The 24,939-nt window shown below is 71.2% G+C and carries 23 protein-coding genes and 1 pseudogene; 15 read left to right on the forward strand and 9 right to left on the reverse strand.

Translation table 11 applies throughout. The features are described 5' to 3' along the window. Window positions 1–283: 283 nt before the first annotated feature. A complete protein-coding gene (locus AB0M88_RS02670; RefSeq protein ID WP_364094305.1) occupies window positions 284–2,599 on the reverse strand; it encodes an FtsX-like permease family protein in 2,316 nt (771 codons plus the stop codon). After that, on the reverse strand, window positions 2,596–3,360 hold the full coding sequence (locus AB0M88_RS02675) for an ABC transporter ATP-binding protein (RefSeq protein ID WP_364094308.1): 765 nt from the start codon (window positions 3,358–3,360) through the stop codon (window positions 2,596–2,598). Before AB0M88_RS02675 ends, AB0M88_RS02670 begins: the two co-directional genes overlap by 4 nt. Before the next feature lie 110 nt (window positions 3,361–3,470). Here AB0M88_RS02675 and AB0M88_RS02680 point away from each other — a divergent pair, with 110 nt between their 5' ends. Together AB0M88_RS02680 and AB0M88_RS02685 are read left to right on the forward strand one after the other, a co-directional pair. Then, window positions 3,471–4,709 (forward strand): sensor histidine kinase, encoded by a 1,239-nt coding sequence (locus AB0M88_RS02680; protein WP_364094311.1) that lies wholly within the window; start codon window positions 3,471–3,473, stop codon window positions 4,707–4,709. 309 nt (window positions 4,710–5,018) lie between these two features. Then, window positions 5,019–5,660 (forward strand): response regulator transcription factor, encoded by a 642-nt coding sequence (locus tag AB0M88_RS02685; RefSeq protein ID WP_364094452.1) that lies wholly within the window; start codon window positions 5,019–5,021, stop codon window positions 5,658–5,660. Window positions 5,661–5,855: 195 nt separating this feature from the next. On the opposite strand, the gene AB0M88_RS02690 is transcribed toward AB0M88_RS02685, so the two are convergent. Then, window positions 5,856–6,530, reverse strand: coding sequence for a hypothetical protein (locus AB0M88_RS02690; protein ID WP_364094314.1), 675 nt, complete (start codon window positions 6,528–6,530; stop codon window positions 5,856–5,858). A 146-nt stretch (window positions 6,531–6,676) separates the two neighbouring features. Beyond that, entirely contained in the window at window positions 6,677–7,543 is an 867-nt protein-coding gene (locus tag AB0M88_RS02695; protein WP_364094455.1) for a DUF1028 domain-containing protein, read from the reverse strand. A gap of 31 nt (window positions 7,544–7,574) precedes the next feature. Here AB0M88_RS02695 and AB0M88_RS02700 point away from each other — a divergent pair, with 31 nt between their 5' ends. The 3 genes from AB0M88_RS02700 to codA are packed head-to-tail and all read left to right on the forward strand — an operon-like array spanning window position 7,575 to window position 9,975. Continuing rightward, window positions 7,575–8,033, forward strand: a complete 459-nt coding sequence (locus AB0M88_RS02700) for a Rieske 2Fe-2S domain-containing protein (RefSeq protein ID WP_364094317.1) — start codon at window positions 7,575–7,577, stop codon at window positions 8,031–8,033. A gap of 56 nt (window positions 8,034–8,089) precedes the next feature. Continuing rightward, the gene (locus AB0M88_RS02705) at window positions 8,090–8,734 is read left to right on the forward strand and encodes a hypothetical protein (RefSeq protein ID WP_364094318.1); all 645 of its coding nucleotides are present in this window, start codon (window positions 8,090–8,092) and stop codon (window positions 8,732–8,734) included. Further along, entirely contained in the window at window positions 8,731–9,975 is a 1,245-nt protein-coding gene (gene codA / locus AB0M88_RS02710) for a cytosine deaminase (RefSeq protein WP_364094321.1), read from the forward strand. Before AB0M88_RS02705 ends, codA begins: the two co-directional genes overlap by 4 nt. Before the next feature lie 16 nt (window positions 9,976–9,991). Here codA and AB0M88_RS02715 read toward each other — a convergent pair whose 3' ends face one another. Both AB0M88_RS02715 and AB0M88_RS02720 read right to left on the reverse strand, forming a co-directional pair. Further along, window positions 9,992–10,243, reverse strand: a complete 252-nt coding sequence (locus AB0M88_RS02715) for a hypothetical protein (protein WP_364094324.1) — start codon at window positions 10,241–10,243, stop codon at window positions 9,992–9,994. Window positions 10,244–10,297: 54 nt separating this feature from the next. Further along, window positions 10,298–10,810: a pyridoxamine 5'-phosphate oxidase family protein gene (locus AB0M88_RS02720; RefSeq protein ID WP_364094327.1), complete on the reverse strand. Its 513-nt coding sequence runs from the start codon at window positions 10,808–10,810 to the stop codon at window positions 10,298–10,300. A 100-nt stretch (window positions 10,811–10,910) separates the two neighbouring features. Between AB0M88_RS02720 and AB0M88_RS02725 the strand changes: the two genes are divergently transcribed. Beyond that, entirely contained in the window at window positions 10,911–12,065 is a 1,155-nt protein-coding gene (locus AB0M88_RS02725; protein WP_364094329.1) for a type III PLP-dependent enzyme, read from the forward strand. 1,175 nt (window positions 12,066–13,240) lie between these two features. Here AB0M88_RS02725 and AB0M88_RS02730 read toward each other — a convergent pair. After that, a complete protein-coding gene (locus AB0M88_RS02730; RefSeq protein ID WP_364094331.1) occupies window positions 13,241–14,659 on the reverse strand; it encodes a cytosine permease in 1,419 nt (472 codons plus the stop codon). Window positions 14,660–14,756: 97 nt separating this feature from the next. Here AB0M88_RS02730 and AB0M88_RS02735 point away from each other — a divergent pair. Then, window positions 14,757–14,927: pseudogene (locus AB0M88_RS02735) on the forward strand (TMEM175 family protein); the annotation flags it as partial. A gap of 151 nt (window positions 14,928–15,078) precedes the next feature. Continuing rightward, window positions 15,079–15,201, forward strand: a complete 123-nt coding sequence (locus tag AB0M88_RS02740; protein WP_364094462.1) for a hypothetical protein — start codon at window positions 15,079–15,081, stop codon at window positions 15,199–15,201. Here AB0M88_RS02740 and AB0M88_RS02745 read toward each other — a convergent pair. Then, window positions 15,190–16,419 (reverse strand): lactate racemase domain-containing protein, encoded by a 1,230-nt coding sequence (locus AB0M88_RS02745; protein WP_364094334.1) that lies wholly within the window; start codon window positions 16,417–16,419, stop codon window positions 15,190–15,192. The two genes, AB0M88_RS02740 and AB0M88_RS02745, sit on opposite strands and share 12 nt — an antisense overlap. A gap of 109 nt (window positions 16,420–16,528) precedes the next feature. On the opposite strand from AB0M88_RS02745, the gene AB0M88_RS02750 reads away from it, so the two are divergent. From AB0M88_RS02750 to AB0M88_RS02780, 7 genes are all read left to right on the forward strand, one after another. Continuing rightward, window positions 16,529–17,737, forward strand: a complete 1,209-nt coding sequence (locus AB0M88_RS02750) for a cellulose-binding domain-containing protein (protein WP_364094336.1) — start codon at window positions 16,529–16,531, stop codon at window positions 17,735–17,737. A 28-nt stretch (window positions 17,738–17,765) separates the two neighbouring features. Next, complete coding sequence (gene uxaC, locus AB0M88_RS02755; protein ID WP_364094339.1) at window positions 17,766–19,175, forward strand: glucuronate isomerase; 1,410 nt, start codon at window positions 17,766–17,768, stop codon at window positions 19,173–19,175. An 11-nt stretch (window positions 19,176–19,186) separates the two neighbouring features. Further along, on the forward strand, window positions 19,187–20,476 hold the full coding sequence (locus AB0M88_RS02760; protein WP_364094341.1) for a mannitol dehydrogenase family protein: 1,290 nt from the start codon (window positions 19,187–19,189) through the stop codon (window positions 20,474–20,476). Between the two features lie 440 nt (window positions 20,477–20,916). Continuing rightward, the gene (locus AB0M88_RS02765; RefSeq protein WP_364094342.1) at window positions 20,917–21,213 is read left to right on the forward strand and encodes a hypothetical protein; all 297 of its coding nucleotides are present in this window, start codon (window positions 20,917–20,919) and stop codon (window positions 21,211–21,213) included. Window positions 21,214–21,458: 245 nt separating this feature from the next. Next, window positions 21,459–21,674, forward strand: coding sequence for a PT domain-containing protein (locus tag AB0M88_RS02770; protein ID WP_364094345.1), 216 nt, complete (start codon window positions 21,459–21,461; stop codon window positions 21,672–21,674). Between the two features lie 155 nt (window positions 21,675–21,829). Further along, entirely contained in the window at window positions 21,830–22,576 is a 747-nt protein-coding gene (locus AB0M88_RS02775; RefSeq protein ID WP_364094457.1) for a right-handed parallel beta-helix repeat-containing protein, read from the forward strand. 31 nt (window positions 22,577–22,607) lie between these two features. Further along, window positions 22,608–23,558 (forward strand): helix-turn-helix domain-containing protein, encoded by a 951-nt coding sequence (locus AB0M88_RS02780; protein ID WP_364094348.1) that lies wholly within the window; start codon window positions 22,608–22,610, stop codon window positions 23,556–23,558. Here AB0M88_RS02780 and AB0M88_RS02785 read toward each other — a convergent pair. Beyond that, complete coding sequence (locus tag AB0M88_RS02785; protein WP_364094350.1) at window positions 23,497–24,861, reverse strand: amidohydrolase family protein; 1,365 nt, start codon at window positions 24,859–24,861, stop codon at window positions 23,497–23,499. The genes AB0M88_RS02780 and AB0M88_RS02785 overlap by 62 nt on opposite strands. Window positions 24,862–24,939 lie beyond the last annotated feature (78 nt).

The raw sequence follows: 24,939 nt of genomic DNA on the forward strand, positions 1-24,939 counted from the left end.
GGTAGCGCGCCGCCGCCTCCAGGGTCGCCCCGTCGCGGTTGTGGCGCACGTCTCAATCCCAACACGGCACCCCCTTCGCGAAGAACCCTCCGTTTCGCTCGTGTTACCTCCCAGCCCCACTCTCGCCGCTCGCTCCCGCCCTCTTCGCCGTACGCTCCTGCCCTCCCGGCCGTTCGCTTTCGCCCTCCCGGCCGTTCGCTCCCGCCCTCCTTAACGCCGGCTCTTCCTCCTCGCCCGCCGCCCTGCCAACTGCCCCGCCTACCGCTGCCAGCTATCCGCCGGGTCAGCGTCGGCGCAGGACCGGGGTAGCCGTGGCTGCCACGGCGACAAGTGCGCACGCCACCGTGACCGTGACCGCCGACGACCACGGCACCACGATCTCGACGGCGCGGTGCAATTCCGCCGCGACCGCGGCCCGCACGCCGTTGAGCGAGATCGCCGCGACCACCGCACCGAGCGCCGTGCCGACGGCCACCGAGACCAGAGCCTCCACGGTCGTCACCCGCAACACCTGTCCCGTGGTCGCGCCGGCCAGCCGCAGCGCCTGGAACTCGGGCCGCCGCGCCGAAGTCGCCATCAGCAGCGTGTTGGCGATGGCCAAGCCCGTATATCCCACCCCCAGCCCGATCATCACCACCAGGAAGAGGTCGATCAGCTGGTTCTCGTCGTCGAGCCCCTCCTGCACGTAGTCCTGCGCCGACATCGCTCTCGCACCGGCGGCCCCGACCGGCGGGCCGTCAAGCACCGCGTAGTCGGCGAGCGCGCCCGGGTCGTGCCGCCGCACGGTCTCCCACGGCAGCACGAGGTCCGCACCAGCATCGGCCTTGACCGCGGTGACCTTGATCGTCGACTCCGTGCCGTCGGTCATCCGGATACGTAGTGCGGTTCCGGCCGAGGCGTGCAGCTTCCTGGCGGTGTCGCGATCGAGCGTCAGGCCGCGGCGGCCGGTGATTCCGGCCGCGTCGTGACCGGCGACCGTCCCGCCGGCCGCGACCAACACGCGCGTGCTGAGGCGGGCCGTGCCCCTCTGGGCCTCGACCGCCGCCGCGCTCAGCCCGGGTGTGCCGTCCGGTGCGAGCACCGTCGCCGCCGGGATCTTCGCCTTCTCGTCGAGGCCCTCGACCTTGGAGATGGTCGCCACCGTGCCGGTCAGCAGAACCGTGAACCCGACCGTGAGCAATACCGGCGCGGCGGTCGAGGCGACCCGCCGGACGGCCACCAGCGTGCCCTCGCGCACCAGCATCCCCGTGGCCGCCCGCCGCCACGGCCAGGTGACCACCCGGACCAGGGGCACGATCACGACGGGGGACAGGAACGCCGCACCGGTCAGGAGCAACATCGCACCGCCGAGCCCGGCCGTCGAGCGGACCCCGATCGGCATCGACGGCAACGTTGCCAGCAGCGCGACGCCTCCCGCCGTCGCGCCGATCCCGGCAATCCAGCGCAGGAGGGTCATCGACCGGCGTTCGCCCGCCGCCTCCCGCAGGGCGTCGAGCGCGGGCGTCCGGCTGGCCCGGCGCGCGACCACGGCCACGCCGAGCAGCGCGACGGCCAGCCCGAGCAGGAACGCACCGGCCAGCGCCAACGGCTGCGCGTGGACCGTGAACCCCGTCGGCTCCAGGCCGGTGTCGACGAGCGGCCCGGCCAGCAAGGGCGCGGTCAGGGCACCGAGCGACACGCCGACGAGGCCGCCCAGGACGGCGACCACGGCCACCTCGGCGTACATCAAACGCTGGACCTGCCCCGGCGTCGCGCCCACCGACCGCAGCAGCCCGATCTCGCGGCGCCGTTGCGCCGCGGTGAGGGCGCAGGTGGAGGCGACCACGAAGACCGTGACGAACACGCCCAGCGCAACCATGACGATCAGCAGCTGGGCACCGAGCCAGCGGACGCGGGTGATCTCCTCGGGCTCAAGCTTGTCGCGAGTGCTGCCGGTCAGCACCGCCCCGTGGGCGCCGACGACCGATCGCGCCGCCTCCGCGATCTGTGCCGGATCGCCGGTCACCGTCAGCCCGATGACGCGCACACCCGCCGACATGCGCGCCGCCGACTGGTCCGCGACGTAGAACCCGGGGCCGTCGGTCGTCCCGGTGACCCGCCATGTTGCCGTGCCCGCGGAGGTGATCACGGACAGTTCGTCGCCCGGCGCCATCCCGGCGACCGCAACCTCGCCGTCGTGCTCCGGCGCGACACCGGTCATCAGTCGATAGCCGCCCAACGCGGCCGACGACCAGGTGTGCCCATCGATGCGGGACGCCTCCGGATCGCCGACCGCGTGCCCGTCCGAAACGCGCTGGACGTAGAAAGCCGGGTCGGCGACGGCATCGCGCACGCCCTTCACCGCACCGAGCCGCTCGGCCAGAGTCGCGGCCTCGGTTGCACTCCAGGACTCGTATTCCGGTAGGCCGTCCTCGTTGTCGCCGATCGACGGCGACCGCACGAGCACGGGGGCTTGGTCATAACGCGCCGGCGCCTGCGGCTGTGACGAGAGATAAACAGTGGTGGCACCGGCGACGACCGCGACGCCGAAGGCGATCGCGATGAAGGTGCCGGCGAACGCGGCGAATCGATGCCGCACCATCGGCCAGGCGAGGCTCATCGCGTCACCGCCGCGCGAGATTCCTCGAGCCGGGCGGTGCGCACGGCGATCTCCTGGGCACCGGTGGGCTCGATCAGTTCGTCGACGACCCGCCCGTCGGCCAGAAACAGCACCCGGTCGGCGTGCGCGGCCGCGAACGGATCGTGGGTGACCATCACAATCGTCTGCCCGTGGCGGTCGACCGCGGCTCGGAGCAGACCCAGCACCTCCCGCCCGGAGGCCGCGTCGAGAGCGCCCGTCGGCTCGTCGGCGAAGAGCACCGCCGGCCTCGTGACCAGGGCCCGGGCGATGGCCACCCGCTGCTGCTGACCCCCGGAGAGCTCGGAGGGACGATGCCCCGCCCGATCGCCGAGGCCGACCTCGTCGAGCATCGCCGTCACCTCACCGGAGGCCGGCTTGCGCCCGGCCAGACGCAGGGGGAGCGCGACATTCTGCGCCGCGGTCAGGGCTCCGATCAGGTTGAATGCCTGGAACACGAAGCCGACCCGTTCGCGTCGCAACCTGGTGAGCGCGCGCTCGGACATCCTGCCGATCGGCGTGCCGTCGATGACCACCTCGCCCGAGGTCGCGCGATCGAGGCCGGCCGCGCAATGCAGCAGCGTCGATTTGCCCGACCCGGACGGCCCCATGACCGCGGTGAACGTCGCACTCGCGAAGACCACGTCAAGGCCGGCCAACGCGACAACCTTGCGCTCACCGCTTCCGTACGCCTTGACGACGCTCCTCAGCTCGACTGCCGGTGGTGTGCTCTGCCTCGTCATGCCGAACAGCTAACCGGCCCGGGCGATCGCGCACAGTAACGCTGGATAGAGAAAAAAGGTAAACCCTGCACTACCGACAGCCGGCGCGGGACGCCGGTAGCGTCTCGCCCATGCCGGTCCGCAACGCGCTCGACGCGCTCACGATGCGGCCGACGCAGTTTCTAGCCTCGGCCTGGCCGTGGCGTTCCCTGGCCTACCTGGCCGGCGGCGCACTGCTCGGCTTCGCGACCATCCTCGCGGTGGCCGGCTTGCTCTTGGCCGGAGTGGTCCTCTCGGTGGTGGTCATCGGCATCGGGGGCTATATAGCCACCGTGCTGGCCGGTGTGGCCGTCGGCCGGCTCGAGCGCTGGCGGATGCGCCTGATCGACTTCAACGTGCTGCCCGACCCGCACCGCCCCGCGCCAAATCGTGGCCTCCGCGCCTGGGTCATGCTCCGCCTCAAGGAGCAGGCGACCTGGCGCGAGCTGGCCTACACGATGGTGTCCGCCCTGATGCTGTGCTGGATGGATGCGCTGGTGGTCGGCGGCGCGGTCTACATACCGCTGACGCTGATCGCCGGACCGTTCTACATCCACGACTCGCCCCTGAGCATGACCATCCCGATGGCCATCGCCGGTTTCCCGCTCGCCGTGATCCTGGCCTACCCGGTGACCGCCTGGGCCGGTGCGCGGGCGGCGATGGCCCGGGCGATCCTCGCGCCTCGCTTCGACGACGCCGACGCCAAGCTCGTCGAGGTCACCCGCTCACGGGCCCGGCTGGTCGACGCCTTCGAGCTCGAGCGGCGCCGCATCGAGCGCGACCTGCACGACGGCGCCCAGCAGCGGCTGGTCGCCCTGACCATGCAGCTCGGCATGGCCCGGCTCGAACTGCCCGGCGACTCGCCCGCCGCCGAGCAGGTCGGAGTCGCCCACCAGATGGCCAAGCAGGCCCTGACCGACCTCCGTGAACTGATCCGCGGCGTCCACCCCAAGGTGCTGACCGACCGTGGTCTCGGCGCCGCTGTCGAAGATGTGGCCGCTACGGCCGCGGTCCCGGTCGACCTCCGCATCCGGCTGCCCGACCGGCTTCCCTCGACGATCGAGGTGACGGCCTACTTCGTCGTGGTCGAAGCCCTCACCAACGTGGCCAAGCACAGCGCCGCCCGCCAGGCCGCGGTCGACGCCGAGGTTGTCGACTCCCGCCTCATTGTCCAGATCCGCGACGACGGTCTGGGCGGCGCCGACCCGGCCGAGGGCTCGGGCTTGACCGGCCTCGCCGACCGCGTAGCCGCAGTCGACGGCACCGTGGCCATCTCCAGCCCAGCAGGCGGCCCCACCCTCCTCCGCGTAGAAATCCCGCTAACTGCATGACCCCGCCGGCCCAACTCCGCCGCCACGATCCAGATCGCGCTGGGGCTGAGCCGCCCAGAGCTGCGACGCGCATGGCCGGGACTGTGCATGGCTGGGGCTGTGCATGGCTAGGGCCGTGCGGGGCTGGGGCTGTGCATGGCTAGGGCCGTGCGGGGCTGGGCTGGCCGCGAGTGCCGCGCGTGGTTGTCAGCTGCCAGCAGTGAGAAGTCGGCCGCCGGGTGCGAGCGCCGCCGGCGGCGAGGCGATGGCAGTCGGGTGGGGGCGGAAAGGCGACATGGCGAGTGGAGGTGAGGGGTGATGGGTGACGGGCTGCGGGTGGTGATCGCCGAGGACGGCGTCATTGTGCGGGAGGGCGTTGCCGTGATGCTGCGGAAGTTCGGGCATGAGGTTGTGGCCGCGGTGGGGGACGCGGTGGCGCTCAAGGAGGCCGTTGCCGAGCATCAGCCTGACATCGTGGTGACCGACGTGCGGATGCCGCCCGGGTTCAGCGACGAGGGGCTGAGGGCCGCCATCGAGCTGCGGGCCTCCGACCCGGATCTGCCGGTGTTGGTGCTCTCGCAGTACGTGCATCAGACCTACGCCGACGAGTTGCTCGAGTCGAGTCAGTCCGGGGCGGTCGGCTACCTGCTCAAGGATCGCGTCGGCGACGTGACCGAGTTCGTCGACGCGCTGGTGGCCGTCGCGGCCGGGCGGACGGTGGTCGACCCCGAGGTGTTCCGGCAACTGGTCGGACGGCAGCGTGACCCGCGGCGGTTGCTGAGCGGCCGCGAGCTGGAGGTGCTCGGGCTGATGGCGGAGGGTCGCTCCAACGCCGCGATCGCCCGGCACATGAGGGTCAGCGACGCGGCGGTCGCCAAACACATCAACAGCCTGCTCACCAAGCTCGACCTCCCGCCCGACATCGACGACCACCGCCGCGTCCGGGCTGTCCTCGCCTACCTCCGCGGCTGACTCGGCCAGGGGCGGCCGGACTTCGCGGCGTGGCTCGCCCTAGCCGGGCGCCGACCGTGGGCAGCGATCTCAACTCGACCGACGAGTTGATGGGACGACGGCCAAGACACCGGGCGAGCTACGCGGTGCGGACCGGACTCGACGACGACGCTGCGCGGGATCGACCGCGGGGCATTGCGGCGGCTCACGGGCTTGCTATAGGCGGTGGGCCAGGGGGTTGTCGGCGGCGGCGCGGAGTTGGTTGGCTGTTCGGCGGGCGTCGCGGTCGCGGCCTTCGGGGGCGCGGCCAGTGGCTATGGCGTCGGCCAGGGCTCGTAGTTCGGTCGCCGGGAGCAGTAGGGGCAGGCGGATCGGGGCTGGGGCGTCCACGTCCTTGGCCGCCAGGGTGGGGACCTGGCGGATCACCGGGCGGCCGTCGTCTGTGGTTCGGCGGGTGATCTGGTCGATCGAGACGTCGGCGGTGGAGAGGTTGGCGCTGCGGGTGGTCAGGGCGTAGCGGAGATGCAAGGTTGGGCCGTCGAGCCAGGCGGCCGTGCGCAGGACCCGGACGATCAGGTAGAGGCCCAGCAGGGCGAACGGTAGGCCGATCAGACCTACGAAGCGGATCGGGCCCAGGCCGGGGTGCGGGAGGGTGGCCGAGGGCAGGTTGGCGCAGTCGCGGAGTTCCGGTGGGAGTGCACTGGACGGGATGCCCTGGAGGCCGTCGCACGAGGCGCTGTTGTCGCCGGTCAGGTCGCGCAGCCAGCCGTCGGCGATCAGTGGCAGCGCGGCGAAGGCGATGCCGACCACGACGAAGATCAGGCCGGCGACTGTACCGATCACGCGGGCCGCGATGGAGGGCGTCGCGGACAGGCGGAGCTTCTCGGTCATCCGGGCAGCATAGGGAGCCGCGTCGACACGGCAGGTCAGCGGGCGGCGACGGCGGCCGGCATAGGGAGGCGCGTCGACACGGCGGCCGGCATAAGGAGGCGGGGCGACACGGCGGGCGGCATAAGGAGCCGCGTCGACACGGTGGGTCAGCGGGCGGCGGCGGCCCGCAGCTGGTCGAGGACCAGGGGGTCGATGGAGCCGGCCACCAGGCGCTCCTCGAGGTTTTCGATGCCGGCCCACGACGCCAGTGCCCTGTCGAGGTCGGAGTCGTTCTCGTCGACCGACGCCAGCAGCGAACGGACCTCCGACTCCACCTCGCCGGTCAGCGGGATCAAGGTTTCCGGGTCGGGGCGCTCGAAGTACAGCGTGTGGAGCTCCATCAGGCGGAGCAGTTCGGCCACCGGGTCGGGGTGGTCGTCGACGCGCAGGTCGACCCAGACGTCGCTGGTGCCGCCGTAGCCCATGCCCTTCGCGGCGACCAGCAGCGCGGCGCTCTGGCGGCCGCGGCGGTCGCCGCCCGCCTCGTCGCCGGCGCCCAGGGCCTCCAGCAGGCGGTACGGGAACGAAAGGGACGATGCTGACAGCCAGGCGGCTTCCATCGCGCCGACGACCGACGGGCCGGCCAGCATGTTGCCCTGGATGGCGTAGCCGTCGCCGGCCACGCCGCCCGCCCACGGGTGGCATTCGTCGCCGGTGAAGGTCGCTCCGGGGCCGGTGGCGCCGACGACGCCGACCTGGCGCTGGGGGACCGGGCCCTCGTCGCCGGCGGTCAGGGCCTGGACGGCGAACGGGGCCGAGACGCCGCTGGCGAGCAGCGCCAGGGTCTGCGGGCGATAGGCCAGATTTGCATATGACTGCGTCGCCACGGCGCCGACTTCGGCCAGGGCGGCCGGGACGGCGGCCCCGACACCGAGGAACTTGCTGGCCACGGCCACGCCGAGGGCCTTGCCGTCGGCCGAGCGGGCCACGATCGAGAACGTCACGGCCGAGACAGTAGTCGTCCGGGGATGCATCTCGTAACACCGGGAGAGCAGACTGACCGGCATGGAATGGTTGTCCGTCGCGTGCGACGACGAGGTGGGCACCCGGCCGATGGCGGTCACGGCTCACGGCGTACCTCTGATGCTGTGGCGGCCGGAAGCCGGCGCCGAGCCGGTGGTTTTCGCCGATCGCTGCCCGCATCGCCTGGTTCCGCTTTCCGCGGCGACCAATAATGACGGCCGGCTTCAGTGTGCCTATCACGGGTGGGAATTCGACGCGGCCGGCGCCTGCGTGGCGCTTCCTTCGCAGGAGGGTGCGGCGCCGCCGAGGGCGAGCCTGCCGGCCGTCAGGACGCGCATTCACGGGGGTCAGGTTCAGGTCGCGGCGGGCGAACTGCCGGAAAAAGATCCGGAGGATCTTTTCACCAATGAGGATCCGTCGCTGGCCCGGGCCTGGCATCCGGTCGCGGTGGTCGGTGAAGACCTTTCTTCCGTACGCCTCCTGGGGCGACGCTTCGACTGACCGAATACGAGACACGCGAGCGGTGGGGCCTTTTGTGGCTGGCTCCGGAAGAGCCGTTGACCGACCTTTTCCCCGACCCGGATGACGACGACCGCGACTATGTGGGCGCCTGGCTGCCTCCGGTGCGCACCCCGGTCTCGGCGGGCGTGGTGGCCGACAATTTCCTGGATGTCGCCCATTTTCCTTTTGTGCACGTGAAGACGTTCGGCGCGACCGACGAGAAACTGGTCGAGCGTTATGAGGTGACCGTCGAGGAATTCGGCTGCCGCAGTGTGCAGGACCAGTGGTTCGACAATCCGGCCGATCCCGGGGTTCTCAGCGGTGAGAGGCCGCTGCGGCAGCGTCGCCGGGCGACCTACGTCTATCGGGCCCCGTTCCAGCTCATGCTGCGCCTGGAGGAACTCGACGCGGGCGCGGTCAAGACGATTCTGTTCTTCGCCCAGCCGGAGTCGCTGACCAGCACCCGCGTCTATACGAAAATGCTGCTCCACGGCATCGGCGGTGTCGCCGATCCGGGGCCCGAGGTGGTGGCGGGCGAGGTCGCGTTCGAGGAGGCCGTGCTCGCGGAAGATCTTGAGCTGCAGCACAAGATGCGACTTCCGGGTCTACCGTTGCGCATGCGCGACGAACTTCACGTCCGCGCCGATCTGCTCGGTGTCCACCTGCGCCGGGTATTGGCGGAATTCCGGGAGAAGGCGTGATCGACCTCCTGCTCAAGAACACGTCGCGCGGTGACATCGGCGTCGACGGCGGTCGCATCGTGCCCGCGCAGCCGGAGGCGCGCGAGACGCGGGATCTCGGCGGTCGCCTGGTCACCCCGCCTCTGGTCGAGCCGCATATCCACCTCGACGCGGTCCTGACCGAGGGCCAGCCCCGTTCGAACGCGTCCGGTTCCCTGTTCGAGGGCATCGCGATCTGGGCCGAGCGGGTGGAGGACCTGACGGCCGGCGACGTGAAGGACCGCGTCCGCCAGGTGTTGCGCTGGCAGCTGGCCCACGGCGTCCAGCACGTCCGCAGCCACGTCGACGTCTGCGACCCCGAGCTGACCGCGCTGCGGGCCCTGGTCGAGCTGCGGGAGGAGGCCCGCGGCCTGGTCGATCTGCAGCTGGTGGCCTTCCCGCAGCAGGGCATTCTCGGCTTCGACGGCGGCGCCGACCTGATGAGACGGGCGGTCGAGGTGGGTGCCGACGTGGTCGGGGCGATCCCGCACTTCGAGCTGACCCGGGAGGACGGCGTCGAGTCGGTCCGGTTCGCGATGGCGCTGGCCGAGGAGCACGGCCTGCGGGTCGACATCCACTGCGACGAGACCGACGACGAGCATTCGCGGTTCGTCGAGACGATGGCGGCCGAGACGATCCGGCGGGGGATGAGCGGCCGGGTCACGGCCAGTCACACCACGGCGATGCACTCCTACAACGCGGCGTACGCCGGCCGCCTGATCACCAACATCGCCCGCGCCGGGCTGCACATGGTGACCAACCCGCTCGACAACGCCGTGTTGCAGGGCCGCTTCGATCAGGGCCCGATCCGGCGGGGTCACACCCGGGTGAAGCAACTTCTGGAAGCGGGGGTGAACGTTGCGATCGGCCACGACTCCGTCATGGATCCGTGGTACCCGCTCGGTCACGCCGATCCGCTGCAGGCCGCGTTCGTGCTCGCCCATCTCGGGCACATGAGCGGCGCCCAGGAGCTGCGCACCCTCATCGACATGATTACTGTCGCGCCCGCCGCCGCCCTCGGTGTGGCCGACTATGGACTGCACATCGGCGGGCCGGCCGACCTGGTCGTCTTCGACGCGCGGTCCGAAGCCGAGGCGCTGCGTTTGCAACGACCGCGGTTTCAGGTGCTGCGGGCGGGCCGGCTGGTTGCCGCCACCGAGCCCGCCCGCAGCACCGTCACCTGGGACGGGAAGGAAGAAGAGGTGACCTTCCGTCCCGCCTGACGCCCCCGGAGGCTTTTCAGCGGCTGGCGTGCAGGAAGGTCGTGTGGCCAGCCGACCCGCAGTAGAGGCAGCTGGTGATCTCGGCCAGGGTCGGCTCGCTGTGGTGGTGCGGCTGGTTCTCCTCGGCCCACTGCCCGAGCCGGTAGACGGGCACGTTCCACCCCTCGGTGGGTCCGTCGGCCTCGGCCCAGCCGGGATTCCAGGCGAACACGCAGACGACCACGGCCGCCGCGCCGGCGGCAAAGATCAGGCCCAGCACAATCGTCATCGGAGCACCCCTTCGTTCACGGGGCATCTCTGACGGACAGAAATCCGGCCGCTGTCACCGCGGGAACCGAAATCGGGTCTGCGAATAGGGCTCGCCCTTGCCGAACGCCAGGATTTTGGCCGGTGACACCGCGAAGACCAGGCCTTTTCGCCCGCCGTCGTCGGAAAAAGAATCTTCGCCGACCTGGAAGTCCCAGTTGAGCCGTTCCTTCCACAGTGCGGCCAGCGTGGCCAGCCGGTCACGATCGGTCACGCGCCGGGCGGTGCCCTCGACGATCACGTCGAGTCCGGTGTCGATCGAGGGTGTGCCGGTGGTCAGCACGCAGTGCGCGTCGTGGTCGAGGTTGCGGGCCTTCTGCTCCCGGTCTCCGGTGCAGATGTGCAGAGCGTTGTCGTGCCAGACCGCGGGAATCGGCGTCACGTGTGGACGCCCGTCCGCGCGGACGGTCGAGATCCAGAACATCTCGGCCGTGGTCAGCACCCTCTCGACGTCGGGCCACGGCCGGGCGGTGGCCTCGGGGGAGCTGAAGTCGGTGTTGAGTTCGCTGATCGGTGCGGTCGGGGCCATCAACGGATGGTAACGGTCACAATGGATCATCAGCCCTCTTGGCTGCGATTACTACTCTCTGCTTCTGTATCGATACCGGTTGTCGTCGTAGTCTGACGCCATGACCGTGACCGCCGATGAAGAAGCGGCCCGCCGGCCCGCTCCGGAAGCCGTCGCCCAGACCCCCTGCCTGGTCATCGATGTCGCGGTGGCCGCCGCGCAACACCGCCGGATCGCCGGCGCCTTCCCGGACGGCCACGTCCATTACGCGGTGAAGGCCAACCCGGAACCGGCCCTGGTGCGCCGGCTCGTCACGGCCGGTTGCCGGTTCGACGTGGCCAGCCCGTCCGAGGTCGACCTGTGCCTGGACGCCGGCGCCGACCCGTCCCACCTGTCCTACGGCAACACCATCAAAAAGGCCCAGGACATCGCGTACGCCTACCGCCGCGGTGTCCGCCTCTTCGCGTTCGACAGCTGGGCCGAATTGGACAAGCTCGCCATCCACGCCCCCGACGCGTCGGTGATCTGCCGGGTGCTCGCGTCGAGCCGCGGCGCCCGCTGGCCGTTGAGCCGCAAGTTCGGTTGCGCCCCCGAGATGGCCGTCGACCTGCTGCGCCGGGCCGCCCGCCTCGGACTGGACGCGGCCGGCATCGCGTTCCACGTCGGATCGCAGCAGATGACCCCGGCCCGCTGGGAGCCCAGCATCGCGATCGCGGCCGGAGTCTTCACCCAGCTGCGGGCCGACGGCATCAACCTGCGCGTCCTCAACGCGGGCGGCGGCTTCCCGGTCGACTATCTGGCCCGGGCCGCCCCGATCGACGACTACGCGGCCGTGATCGAGGAGGCGCTCGTCCGGCACTTCGGTTTCGACCAGCCCGAGCTGATGATCGAGCCGGGCCGCTACATCGCCGCGCCGGCCGGCGTCCTGCACGCCGAGGTGGTGCTGATCTCGCAGAAGTCGTACGGCATCGAGCCGCGCTGGGTCTATCTCGACGTGGGCCGCTTCGGTGGCCTGGCCGAGACCGAGGGCGAGGCGATCCAATACCGCCTGACCACCCCGCACGACGGCTCCGGCCGGGTCGGCCCGGTGATCCTGGCCGGCCCGACCTGCGACAGCGTCGACATCCTCTACGAGCGCACCCGCTACGACCTGCCGGTCGACCTGCGGGTCGGCGACGTCATCCGCATCGAGGGCACCGGCGCCTACACCGCCACCTACGCCTCGGTCGGCTTCAACGGTTTCCCGCCCCTGCGGACGATCTGCGTGAACACGTAGCCTCGATTTAAATGCGTTGCTGCTCCCGCGCCGCGGTTCGTAGTGTGATCGGCACTGGGACGGACCACGGAAAGGGGCTCGAAAAGTGACGGCGAAACGGTCACGACAGACCCCGCAATGCTTCCATCCCGGGCGAACGTGACGCGCCACCACCGCGTCGCGAGCGCCGCCCGATGGGTCGAGAGACCCGTGGGCGGCGTCTTTATCTTCTTTCCCGTAAAGAAATGTCGCTGATCGGGCCATCGGGGTTCGATACCCCTCAACGCCGACTGCCGATCTGATCTCAGCGGGAGAGGTGGGGCTCTCTTCGCGCACCCGATAAGCCGTCGCCCGCCGACCGCCCCGACCGCCGTGGTCGCGGAGCGGCCGGGCTCGGTCGAGGCGGCCGCGGTCTTGGGGTGGGTCCCTGGCCGCCCGGGGTGAGCGGGTCGACCCGCACGGCTTGGCCGACGGGGTGTTCCGGCACGACGTGCGCCGGATGCGTCGGTGATCCGCGAGGTGGACCTGTCCGTGCGCCGGGGTGGGCGGGGTCGGCGGGGTCGGCCACGGCACGCGGATCGCGACGTCGATCCGGGAGACGTTGCGGGGCCCACGGTCGGGTTTTCGTTTTGGCCAGGATGCGGTCAGCGGCAGCCCGGCGCGGGTGGGTTCGGTCGCTGAGGTTCCGCAGTTGCAAGGTGTGGGCGCCGCCCGCGATCAGCCGAGCCGCGGCCAGCAGGCCGAGGACCCCTGGGCCGGCACGTCCCGGAGAAGGTCGGTCCGGCCGAGGCGCCGCTTGGTGTTCTCGGTTCCCCGTCGCCCGTCGCCCGTCGCCCGTCGCAGAAGGCGACCCGTCGCAGAAGGCGACCCGTCGCAGAAGGCGACCCGTCGCAGAAGGCGACCCGTCGCAGAAGGCGACCCGTCGCAGAAGGCGACCCGTCCGCCGTCACCGGAGGCGACCCGTCGCCGAAGGGCGCCGTGGGCGATCCGTCGCCGAGGGGCGCCGTGGGCGATCCGCGGCCAACAGCCGAACCGGCCCAGACCGCCCGGGTGCGGCTTTGGCCGCCTGGAACGGCCGGGACCCGGTGCGCACTCCCGGGCCGGACACGCGGCCGACATCCTCAGCGATCGAGTGCGATCCAGGCATTCGATCAGGCATGGCGGGCTGCGGCGGTTCGGCCCGGGGCGGCACTCGCTCAGACGACGGCCGCCTCCGACCGGTCGCGGTCGGGCTGGAACTGGAAGAGCACGGCGTAGACCAGGGCCGATACCACGAAACCGACCTCGAACGCGATGTCGCCGAACGACGGCCAGTGCTTCGGGACGAGGCCGATGTAGTCGCTCTGGTTGGAGAACAGCCAGATCGACACGGCCATGCCGATCGCCATCGCGATCACGCCGCTGTACGGGTTGTGCCTCTTGTCGTAGAGGAAGCCGTCGACCCGCTTGCCCCGCCGCAGCAACCAGTCGGTGAGGTAGACGGCCAGCCACGGACCGATCCAGTACGAGATGATCAGCAGGAAGTTCTCGTACTTCTCGCCCGCGTCGTGCAGGCCCGTCCAGGCGAGCAGGAAGCCCAGCACGCCGAAGACGCCGGAGACGATCGCCCGGCGGATGTGCGACGGCAGGTTGATGCCGAGCGCCAGGAACGACATCGAGCCCGAGTAGATGTTGATCGCGTTGGCGCTGATCGCGCCGAGGGCGATCGCCAGCAGCGTCAGGTCGGCCAGCCAGGTCGGCAGGTGGCTGGTGAACGCGGCGGTCGGGTTGAGGCCGGTCTTGGTGGCGATGGTGGCCGAGGCGGCGCCGACGATCTCGAGCAGTGTGCACGAGATGAAGACGCCGAGGCCGGCCCAGATGCCGGTGGCGACCCGGCTGGTGTCCGGCTTCATGTAGCGGGTGTAGTCGGTCGCGTACGGGTTCCAGCCCGCCGCGTACCCGAAGGTCGCACCGACCGAGATCAGGAAGCCGCCGACGCCGCCGACCACGCCCGGCGTCCGGCCGCCGTAGTGGCCCTTGGTCAGCATGACCACCGAGGTGATCAGGAAGATGATCGCGAGGACCGGGAACGCGTAGCGCTCGAAGGCGTGCACCAGGTTGTGACCGAAGAACGCGACCGCCACCTGGGCCAGCACGACGATGACCAGGCAGAGCAGGTCGGGCAGCTTGGTCAGGGTGGCCAGGGCGAGCGCGCCCGAGACGCTGTTGACGGCGAACCAGCCGATGCCCGCGACCAGCGAGTTGATGCCGGCCGGCAGGATGTTGCCGCGGTAGCCGAAGCCGATGCGGGACAGCACCATCTGTGGCACGCCCATCGACGGGCCGCGCGACGACAGGATGCCGTGGGTGGCCGAGCCGAGCGCGGTGCCGAGCACGATCGTCGCGACCGCGGTGCCGAACGACGTGGTGAACACGGCCGCGGCGAGAAAGCCGACGAAGATCGTCGCGAACTCGAAGTTGGGCGACATCCAGGTCCAGAACAGCTGCAAGGGGCGGCCGTGCCGCTCGTCCAGCGGGATGAAGCCGGCGCCGCCGGGCTCCACCGCAGTCACCCGGGAGCCGTAGCTGCCCTCCCGGACCTCGGCCGACACCTCGGCCGGAGTACCCAAGGTCATGATCGTGCCTCTCTATATCGGCGCTGGTCAGTGCATGAGGAGATCATGGCAGTACACGCCGGTCACATTCCAAGATTGTTGCCGCGACGTATCACACATGGCGGCTGCCATAATCCCCCGCGCGCGATCAGAGCGACCTATTCCGCCCGGCCTGACCCCGGAGCGTGTCGGCTTCTTCACCGACGCGGTTTTCGCCATCGCGATGACCCTGCTCGTCATCGACATCCCGAAGCCCGAGGAGAACTCGCCCGCGTTCGACGCCTCCGCGGTCGGCAAGGCCGAGGCCGCGCACAACATGCTTGACTTCCTGGGCCATGAGTACGGCGCCCTGATCTCGTACCTGGGCCCTGCGCGACGGGCTGCTGCGCGACGACGTCGATCCGGACGAGTTCCGGGCCGATCTCCGTGTCGGGTGGACGGTGACCGGGTTCTACGCGCTGACGCTGCTGCTGTGCTGGTGGGCGCCGTGGGTGATGATCGCGTGGGATCTCGGCCCGCTGCTCGCGCTGGTGCTCAACCGGCGCCGGCGGTCACTGGCGTAGGCGGAAGAGCACCTCGCCGGCGTCCGGCACGACGAGCGTGTCCGGGTCGGTCTCGTAGTCGGCGACGTCGATCGTTGACGGGTCGAGATAGTTGAGGTTGACCGCGCGTACGGCAGCCTCGCCGATGCCGGTGGCAAGGGTGACCGTGACGCGGTCCTTCTCTCCCTCGATCGGATCCCAGGTGCCGGCGCCGCGCAGGTGGGTCGAGTGGGCGAGATCGCCCCAGTGGTAGCTCGCGAACCGGTCCCACTGCTTCACGAAGTAGTCGCGGCAGTGGTAGCCGATCTCGGCGATCGCGGGGTGCGTCTCGGCGATCTCGGTGATGTGCGGGGCATAGATGATCACCTCGCCGCCGTCGGCGACGATCGGCTCGACCTTGTAGAAGCCCTTGGCCCCGGTCCACATGTCGTCGTATTTCTGGCTGACCAGCGAGAGCACGCGCCGCACCGGGCGGGGCAGGTAGCGCACGTGGACCTCGGCCGAGACGTCGGCGCAGGCGGCCCACGCCTCCTCGGGCGGGCCGAAGGACGCCGCGTGCAGGCGCTTGGTGCCCGACTCGACGACCAGGCACAACGCGAGGCGGCGGGTCGGGATCAGGTGCACGGCGTCGTCGATCAGGGCCCGCACCGGCGTGATCCCGCGCGTGCCGATGATCTCGGAGCTGGTGATCAGCGCGCCCAGCCAGTGCGAGAAGTCGATGATCTCCTGGCCGGCGACGCCCGGGACGAAGTATTTGTTGCCGCCGGAGAAGCCGACCACCTCGTGCGGGAAGACCGGCCCGACGACCAGGCAGACGTCGTGCTCGACGACCGCGCGGTTGACGACGACGTCGATCGACTCGGTCAGCCGGCCCTCGGACAACTCGGCGACGCGCTCGGCGCCGATGGCGCCGACCGACGTCAGCCTCGCCGGATCCCACCACTCATGGTTGCGGACCTCCATGTTTTTCCGTACGCCGAGGTGGCGCTCGAGATGCTCGGCGGTCATCGCGGCGTGGGTGCCGAGAGCGATCAGCACCGTGATCGTGGTGGCGCGGCCGTCGAGGGCGTCGCCGATGGCGTCCAGCAGCAGGGGGAGCGGGCAGGAGCGGGTGGCGTCGGGGACGATCACGCAGACGGATTTGCCGTCGAGTGCGGCGGCCGAGAGGTTACGCAGGACGAAGTCGCGGACGGTCGCGTCGTCGAGGGTGACGGTGGGGCCGCCGATCGTTTCGCTCACCTCTCCACCCTGCCACTGTTTCGTTCGCTCTGGCGCCGGGGTGAGCGGGGAGTTATGGTCTTCGATATATGGGAGCGCTCCCATATCTTCGGCTCTGGAGGAGGCTCTCATGCGGATCCGTCTGCTCGGCGCGGCGGCCGCGCTGCTCGTCGGCGCTGGTGCCGGCCTGGTCGCGGTCACGCAGGCGGCGGCCGCCACGCCCGTCTGCGGCGTGGTCTACACGCTCAACAGCTGGTCCACCGGCTTCACCGCCGACGTCAAGGTGACCAACAACGGGGCAGCGGTCTCCTCGTGGACGCTGGGCTGGACCTTCAACGGGAACCAGCAGGTGACCAGCGCGTGGAACGCGACCGTGACCCAGTCGGGTGCCGCTGTGACCGCGGCCAACGTGAGCTGGAACGGTGCTCTGGCCACCGGCGCGTCGGCGTCGTTCGGCTTCCAGGGCACCTATTCCGGGGTGGTCAACGCGGCGCCGGGATCGTTCACCTTCAACGGCGTCGCCTGTGACGGAAACGTCCCGACCACACCGCCCACACCGCCCACGACGTCGCCGACGACCGCCCCGACGACTCCGCCGCCGACGGCTCCCACCACACCGCCGACCTCGCAGCCCACGACACCACCCCCGGCCGGCTGCTCGTCCGGCGCGAACTGCGACGGCTTCGAGAACCAGACCGGCACCACGCCCGCCGGCAACTGGGCGATCAGCTACCCCGACTGCTCGGGCGCCGGCACCGCGGCCATCGACCGCACCACCTCCCACAGCGGCACCACCTCGCTGCGGGTCGACGGCGCCGCCGGCTACTGCAACCACGTCTTCGTCCGCGACACGGCCATCCTCGGCTCCAGCAGCAACGTGTGGTTCGTCCGCTACTGGGTCCGGCACACCACCGCCCTGCCGGCCTCCCACACCACCGCGGTAGCGATGCAGGACGCCAACGACGGCAACAAGGACCTGCGCTTCGGCGGCCAGAACAGCGCCATGCAGTTCAACCGGGCCTCCGACGACGCGACCCTGCCCGAGCAGAGCCCGGCCGGCGTCGCCCAGTCGGCCCCGCTGCCCACCGGCACCTGGAACTGCGTCGAGTTCAAGGTCTCGGGCGCCGACGGCACGATCCAGACGTGGCTCAACGGCAGCGCCGTGGCGGGTCTCACCGAGGACGGCGTGCCGACCCACGACCTCGACGGCCAGTGGCTCAACCGCACCTGGCGCCCGAAGCTCACCGACCTCCGGCTGGGCTGGGAAAGCTACGGCGAGGGCGCCGACACCCTCTGGTACGACGATGTGGCGGTCGGCTCCCAGCGGATCGGTTGCTGAGCCACAGAACAGTCACCACGATGTAGGGATGGCAGATCTTCGGCTCCACCCTGACCGGCTGCTTCCCGCCGAACCTCAGGTCCGCGACCTCGCCCGCCGGCTCTACACCGCCGTCCGCGATCTGCCGATCGTCTCCCCGCACGGGCACGTCGATCCGCGCCTGCTCCTCGACGACCCGCCCTTCACCGACCCGACCAGCCTGTTCGTCCAGCCTGACCACTACGTGACCCGCCTGCTGCACGCGGGCGGGATCACCCTCGACCGCCTCGGGGTCGGTGCCGGGCCGCTGCCCGAGGAGCAGGCCCGCGCGGCCTGGCGCCTGCTCTGCGCCAACTGGCATCTCTTCCGGGGCACCCCGGTGCGCTACTGGTTCGACGCCGAGCTTTCCGAGATCTTCGAGGTCACGGAGCGGCCGTCGGCCGCCAACGCCGATTTCCTGTACGACGTGATCAGCGCGAAGCTGACGCAGCCCAGTCACCGGCCCCGCGCCCTGCTCGAACGGTTCGGCATCGAGTTCCTGGCCACCACCGACGACCCGGCCGACGACCTCGAGGTGCACGCCGCCCTGGCCGGCGACCCGGGGGTGAAGACGCGCGTGGCCCCGACGTTCCGGCCCGACCGCTATCTCGAACCCGGCCGCACCGACTGGCCCGACCTGGTGAAGCGCCTCGGCGAAGCCGCGGACACCGACGTCGGCGCGTACGCGGGTTATCTCCGCGCGCTGAGCGCGCGCCGAAGGCACTTCATCGACCACGGCGCGGTTTCCGCCGACCACAGCCACGCCGACGCGGTCGCCGAGCCGCTCACCCAGGGCGAGGCCGACCGGGTCTACCGCCGGGCGCTGGCCGGAGAGGCCGGGCCGGCCGAGACCACGGCGTTCCGGCGGCACATGCTGTTCGAGATGGCCCGCATGTCGGTCGAGGACGGCCTGGTCATGACCCTGCACCCGGGCGTGCGGCGCAACCATCACCCGGAGACCCTGCACCGGTACGGCCCGGACACCGGCCACGACATCCCGGTCGCGGTCGAGTTCACCCGGGCGCTGCAGCCGCTGCTGTCCGCGTTCGGCACCGAGCCCGGCTTCCACCTGGTGCTGTTCACGCTCGACGCCGACGTCTTCGGCCGCGAGATCGCCCCGCTGGCCGGCTTCTATCCGGCGGTGTACGCGGGTGCGCCCTGGTGGTTCCTCGACAATCCGTCAGCGATCCGGCAGTTCCAGTCGTCGGTGACCGAGATCGCCGGGTTCAGCCGGCTGTCCGGGTTCATCGACGACACCCGGGCGTTCTGTTCGATCCCGGCCCGCCACGACATGTCGCGGCGTCTCGACGCCGGGCACCTCGCGCGGCTGGTCGCCGAGCACCGCCTCGACTTCTACGAGGCCGCCGAGACGCTGGCCGACCTGGTCAGCGAGCAGCCGAAACGGGTGTTCAAGCTGTGAGGCCCGGCCAGATGAGGATCGTGCATCTCGGACTGGGCAACTTCTTCCGCGCCCATCAGGCCTGGTACACGGCCAACGCCCCGGACGCCGACCGGTGGCCGATCGCGGCGTTCACCGGGCGCTCGCCGGACATGGCCGACGCGCTGAACGCGCAGGGCGGTCGTTACTCGCTGCTCACCCGGGGCCCGTCGCGCGACGAGGCGGAGATTGTTTCGGCGGTCGACGTGGCGTACGCGGGAACCGACCTCGAAGCGTGGCGGACGCACCTGGCGTCACCCCGGACGGCCCTGCTGACCCTGACCGTGACCGAGGCCGCCTACCTGAGGTCGCCGGACGGCGGCCTCGCCGCCGACCACCCGCTGGCCGTCGCCGACCTGCGCGCCTGGCGGCGCGGCGAGCCGGTGTCGAGCGTGCCCGGGCGGCTCTTCGCCGGCCTGGCCGAACGCCGTGTCTACGGTGGAGGCCCGATCGCCGTGGTCTCCTGCGACAACCTGCCCGGCAACGGCACCACGACCGCCCGGGTCGTGCTCGACTTCGCCGCCCTGGTCGAACCGGCCCTGGTCCCGTGGATCCGCGACCACGTCTCGTTCGTGTCCACGATGGTCGACCGCATCACGCCCCGCACCACCCCCGCCGACGTCGACGCCGCGGCGTCACTGGCCGGCTTCCCCGACGCGGTTCCGGTGGTGACCGAGCCCTACAGCGAGTGGTTGCTGAGCGGCGTCTTCCCGGCGGGCCGACCGGCGTGGGAATCGTCGGGTGCGCGCTTCGTGTCCGATGTGCACCCGCACGAGCAGCGCAAACTGTTGCTGCTCAACGGCGGCCACTCGCTGCTGGCCTATACCGCAAGCGCCCGCGGACACGAGACGATCGCGTCGGCGGTCGCCGACCCGGTCTGCCGCGGCTGGCTCGACCAGTGGTGGGACGAGGCCGTACGCCACGTGCCGCTGCCGCCGGCCGAGCTCTCGGCCTATCGCGTGGCGCTGCTGGAGCGCTTCGCCAACCCGCGGATCCGGCACACGCTGGCCCAGATCGCGGCCGACGGCTCCCAGAAGATCCCGATCCGCGTCCTGCCGGTCCTCCGGGGCGAGCGCGCGGCCGGTCGTCCGGCGACCGGCGCGGTCCGCGTGCTGGCGGGGTGGATCGCGCATCTCCGCGGCGCGGGCGCGCCGGTCGCGGACGCCGGGGCGGGGCCGTTCCTCCAGCGCGCGGCGTCGCCGAAGGCGGTGCTGGAGCTGTTGGACCCCGATCTGGGCACCGATCCGTCCCTGGTCACCGAGCTGGAGGCGGCGACACGGTAGAGGGGCCTGATCGCTTGGCAACTGATCGCGCGGCTGCCGGTGTCCGCGACCGGGCGGGTGGCCCGGCGCGGATCGGTGAGCATCGCGCGGGCGGCGAGCAGTCGCTGTTCGCGCAGGTAGGCGCCCGGCGTCACCCCGAGGCGCGCGAACAGGACGCGCACGTGCCGCACCGACACGTGGTGGCGGCGGGCCAGCTCGGTCTCCGACAGCCGCGGGTCGCCGAGGCAGTTGTGGATGTGGGCACGCATCAGGCCGAGCAGTGCCGCGCAGGGCCATGGTGAGCAGATCCAGCACGGCCGAGAGTGCGCCGGCCACCTCGAAGGGGTCGTCCAGGCTTCGCTGACCGCCACGCCCGCGCCCAGTTCCCGCACGGCCAGCCGGCCCCGGAAGCCGGGCCGCCGCCCGGCGAGGACGGCCATGGCGCGGGAAAGTTCCTGGTCATGCCGGCGTTCTCGGACGAGTTCCCGGCCGCGCTGCCCGGCGATGATGCCGCCCTGGCCGCCCTGGCCGCCCTGGCCGCCCTGGCCGCCCTGGCCGCTCATCCGGCTCCGGGCACGGCCGCCCAGCTCGACTTCGGCCTCGGGCTCGACGTGCGCCCCGACCGCGGCCGGATCCAGGCGCCCACCCTGGTCGTGTCGGCGGTCGGTTCGTCGCTCCGGCCCACTCCACGGAGATCGCCGGTGGCATTCCCGGCGCGCGGCTGGTCGAGATCCCGGGCGGCCACGCGGTCTCGGTGAACCCGGAGCCGGCAATCGCGGCGCTGCTGGAATTCCTGGGCTGATCGCATTAACCCGAATGGAGGAATCTGCCCGGTAATCCCCGGGAACGGCCGTTTGGGGTGCTATTTGCGGTGGTCGTGCGGTTACCGTGCCGCCAATAGCCCGCACGATCCCGGAGGATTCCATGAAAATGACTCGGAAAATGCGGCCGCTGCTGGTCGTCGGCGGAATTGCCGGCCTTACCGCCGCCGCCTGGGGCGCCGGTGGCGGCATCGGGTTCGCGTCGACCCACAGCGCGACCCACAGCGCGACCCACAGCGCGACCCACGGCGCGACCCACAGCGCGACCCACAGCGCGACGTGCGGCGTGCCGGCGCGTTATCCGACCATTCAGGCGGCGGTGGACGACGGGAACTGCCGCACCGTGCAGGTGGCGGCCGGGGCGTACACCGAAAGCGTCACCGTCTCCCGCAGCCTGACCCTGCGGGGAGCCCAGGCCGGTCAGGATGCCCGGAGCCGGCGCGGCAACCGCGAGTCCGCCCTCACCGGCACCATCACCGTCAAGGCCGACGACGTCACGCTCGACGGGTTTACGCTGAACGGGCCGGTGGACCAGGGAACCGCCGCTCTGGTCATGCAGGACGGCAACAGCGGCGAGACGATTCAGAACAACATTTTCCACAATCCCGGGCGGGCGGCGTCGTTCACGACCAGCCGGACGGTCTTCCGGCGCAACGCGGTGAAGAACACCGCGACGGCGGGCGACGGATTCCAGGGAAACAGCCGGCCGGTGCGGGACGTCACCATTGCCGACAACAATTTCAGCGGCGCCGACCCGACCAGATACAACGCCGACGTCACGTTCATCGAGGGCGACCGCAACCTGACGGTCAACGGTAACCGGAGCACCGGCGACGGCACGCTGGTCGCGCTGTTCAAGACCACCGGCGCTCGGATCACCGGCAACACGGTCACCGGCGGCACGGGTGCGTCGGCGATCTACATCGGCGGGGCCGACCACAACGTGACGGTCACCGACAACACGATCAGTGACGCCGGCTCGGCGGTGAAGGTCGCGAACGACTTCGGCGGCGGTGCCAGCTCGGCGGTGACGATCACCCGCAACACGTTGCGCAAGAACCAGTACGCCGTGAACGTCGCCAAGGACGCGACCACCGGCGGCGTCCACGCGAACCGCAACAGCATCACCGGCAACGCCCGGTACGGCGTGTTCACCGACCCGGCGGCCGGCGCCCGCACCGACGCGACCTGCAACTGGTGGGGCAACATCCGGGGTCCCGCGGGCGGCGACAAGGTGAGTTCCGGCGTCGACTACAAGCCGTGGCTCAAGTTCTCCAGCCTGAGCGTGGGCTGCCGCTGAACCTCGTCCGTCCCGGCCCGTCTTACCGGGTATGAACGACAAGACCGTCGGGTCGTTCGCCTTTGACGGAACGCGCGCCCCGGCGGCCGAACTCGCGCGGGACTGGCACCGGCACGTCGGGACGCGCTTCGCCATGCCGCATTTCAGCGCCGGGACCCTGGCCGACTTCCGGTACCGGCTCCGTGTCGCCCGGGTCGAGGACACGGTCGCGGTCAGGATCAGCGGTGCGACGCCGGCCCGTACGGCGGGACCGCCCTGCGACGACGAGGAGTTCGTCCGGGTGTGGATCGTGCGCGGCGGCGCGTGCGAGCTCGGCGGCGCGCGCGGCGACAGCCTGCACACCGTGCCGGCCGGCGGTTTCCTGATCCGGCACGCCCAGCCGCTCGCGCATTTCCGGATGCCGCCCCGCACCACCGCCGAGGTCGTCATCCTGCCGGCCGGTTCGCTGCTGCCGCTGCTCGGCGGCCGGGCCGTGACCGGCTCGGCCCGGACCGCCGAGGTGCGGCTGCTCGCGGCGCACGTCGAGATGGTCCGCCGCACGGTCGCCGACCTCGGCCCGGCCGGCGTGGAAGCCTCCCGCGGCATGCTGGTCGAGCTGGCCCGGGCGGTCGTGCGGGGCGGTCTCGACGGCGCCGACCAGCGGCTGGGCGCGACCCTCGCCCAGGCCGCGAAGGATCTCGCCGGGCGTCACCTGACCGATCCGGGGCTCACCCCGGCGCTGCTGGCCCGGGAGCTGAACGTCTCCGTGCGCACGCTGCAGCGCGCCTTCGCGGCCGCCGGGGAGTCGATCATGGGATACGTCCGTGACCAGCGCCTGGAGGCGGCCCGCACGGCTCTGCTCGCGGCGCCCGGTCGGCTCGGCGTCGCCGAGGTGGCCGCGCGCTGGCAGTTCGCCGACGGCAGCCACTTCACCCGGGCGTTCAAGCGGCGCTACGGCCACCCGCCGGCTGCGACCCGTCCTGGGCGGGCAGGCTCTTCATGACCCGGGCCAGGCTCTCCTCGACCGCCCGCCGGGCCTCGGCCAGCCGCGCGTCCAGCAGCAGGACGCCGTCGTGCTTGACCAGCCGGCCGTCGACCAGCACCGAGTGCACGTCGCGGGCGCCGGCCTGCTGCACGATGTGCCCGGCCGGGTGCAGGATCGGGAAGAGGGCCGGGTTGCGGTCGTTCTTGACCAGCACGAGGTCGGCCCGCTTGCCGGCCGCGATCGAGCCGATCCGGTCGTCCAGGCCGAGCGCCTCGGCGCCGCCCAGCGTGGCGTACCTCAGCACGTCGGCCGCCCGCAGCTCGTTGTCGACCACGGTCTCGCCCCGGGCGTGCGCCTCGAGATGACCCAGGGCGCGGTCGGCCGACAGGGTCGCGCGCATCGCGTGGAACATGTCGCCGCTGATCGCCACGCTGCTGTCGGTCGAGAGCGACGTCGAGATGCCGTGCCGGCGCAGCCGCCGGGTCGGCGAGTAACCCTGCCCGGCGCCCGACTCACTGTCGGTGGCGACGGAGACGTGACCGCCGGTGGCGGCGATGCGCTCGTACGACCCGTCGGACAACGACCCGGTGTGCACGTAGACCACCCGGTCGTCGAGGACACCGTGCTGCGCCATCCGCTCGATCGCGGCGTCGCCGGAGGCGCCCCACACCCCGGCGTGCGTGGTGACGCGGACGTCCAGCTCCCGCGCCACGTCGAAGGCCGCCTGCTCGGGGAAGGCGGCGTCGTCGCTGACGTCGAAGGCGATCTGGAAGGTGACCAGGCCGTCGCCGGTCCCGCGGCGGCTCACGAAGTCGCGGAAATCGCCGGCCCATTCCCACGGACCGCGCGAATGGTCGCCGTACGCGAGCACGAACCGCCCCGGAACCCGCTCCAGCGCGTCCAGGGCGGCGTCGGCGTGCGCCGGCGTCCGCAGCCCGTGCGACCAGTCCACCGTGGTGGTCACGCCGGCGTCCATCGACTCGAGCGCGGACAGCAGATTGCCCGCGTAGATGTCCTCGGGCCGGAACAGGTTCACGTGGTTGACGTAGTAGAAGTAGAAGTAGTTGGTCAGCGTCCAGTCGGAGCCGTAACCCCGCTGCGCGGTCTGCCACATGTGGCGGTGCGTGTCGATCATCCCGGGCAGCACGATGCCGCCGCGGGCGTCGATCTCCAGGGCGCCGGCCGGCACGTCCAGGGCACGGCCGACCGCGGCGATGCGGCCGTCCCGCACGAGAACGTCGGTGTCGGGAAGGTCGCCTTGGCCGGGCTCCATCGTGAGCACGGTGCCCCGGCGGAGAACAATGGCGGAAGATGTCTGCACGGATGTGAAGCCTAGGAAGCCCACGACCCCGGCGAATGGACCTGAGCGACAGCTGTCGGCCCGTGCGCGACACGTTGC

Origin of the sequence: Actinoplanes sp. NPDC051411 (genome assembly GCF_040682075.1) — a bacterium.
In the GTDB taxonomy this organism is placed as follows: Bacteria; Actinomycetota; Actinomycetes; order Mycobacteriales; family Micromonosporaceae; genus Actinoplanes.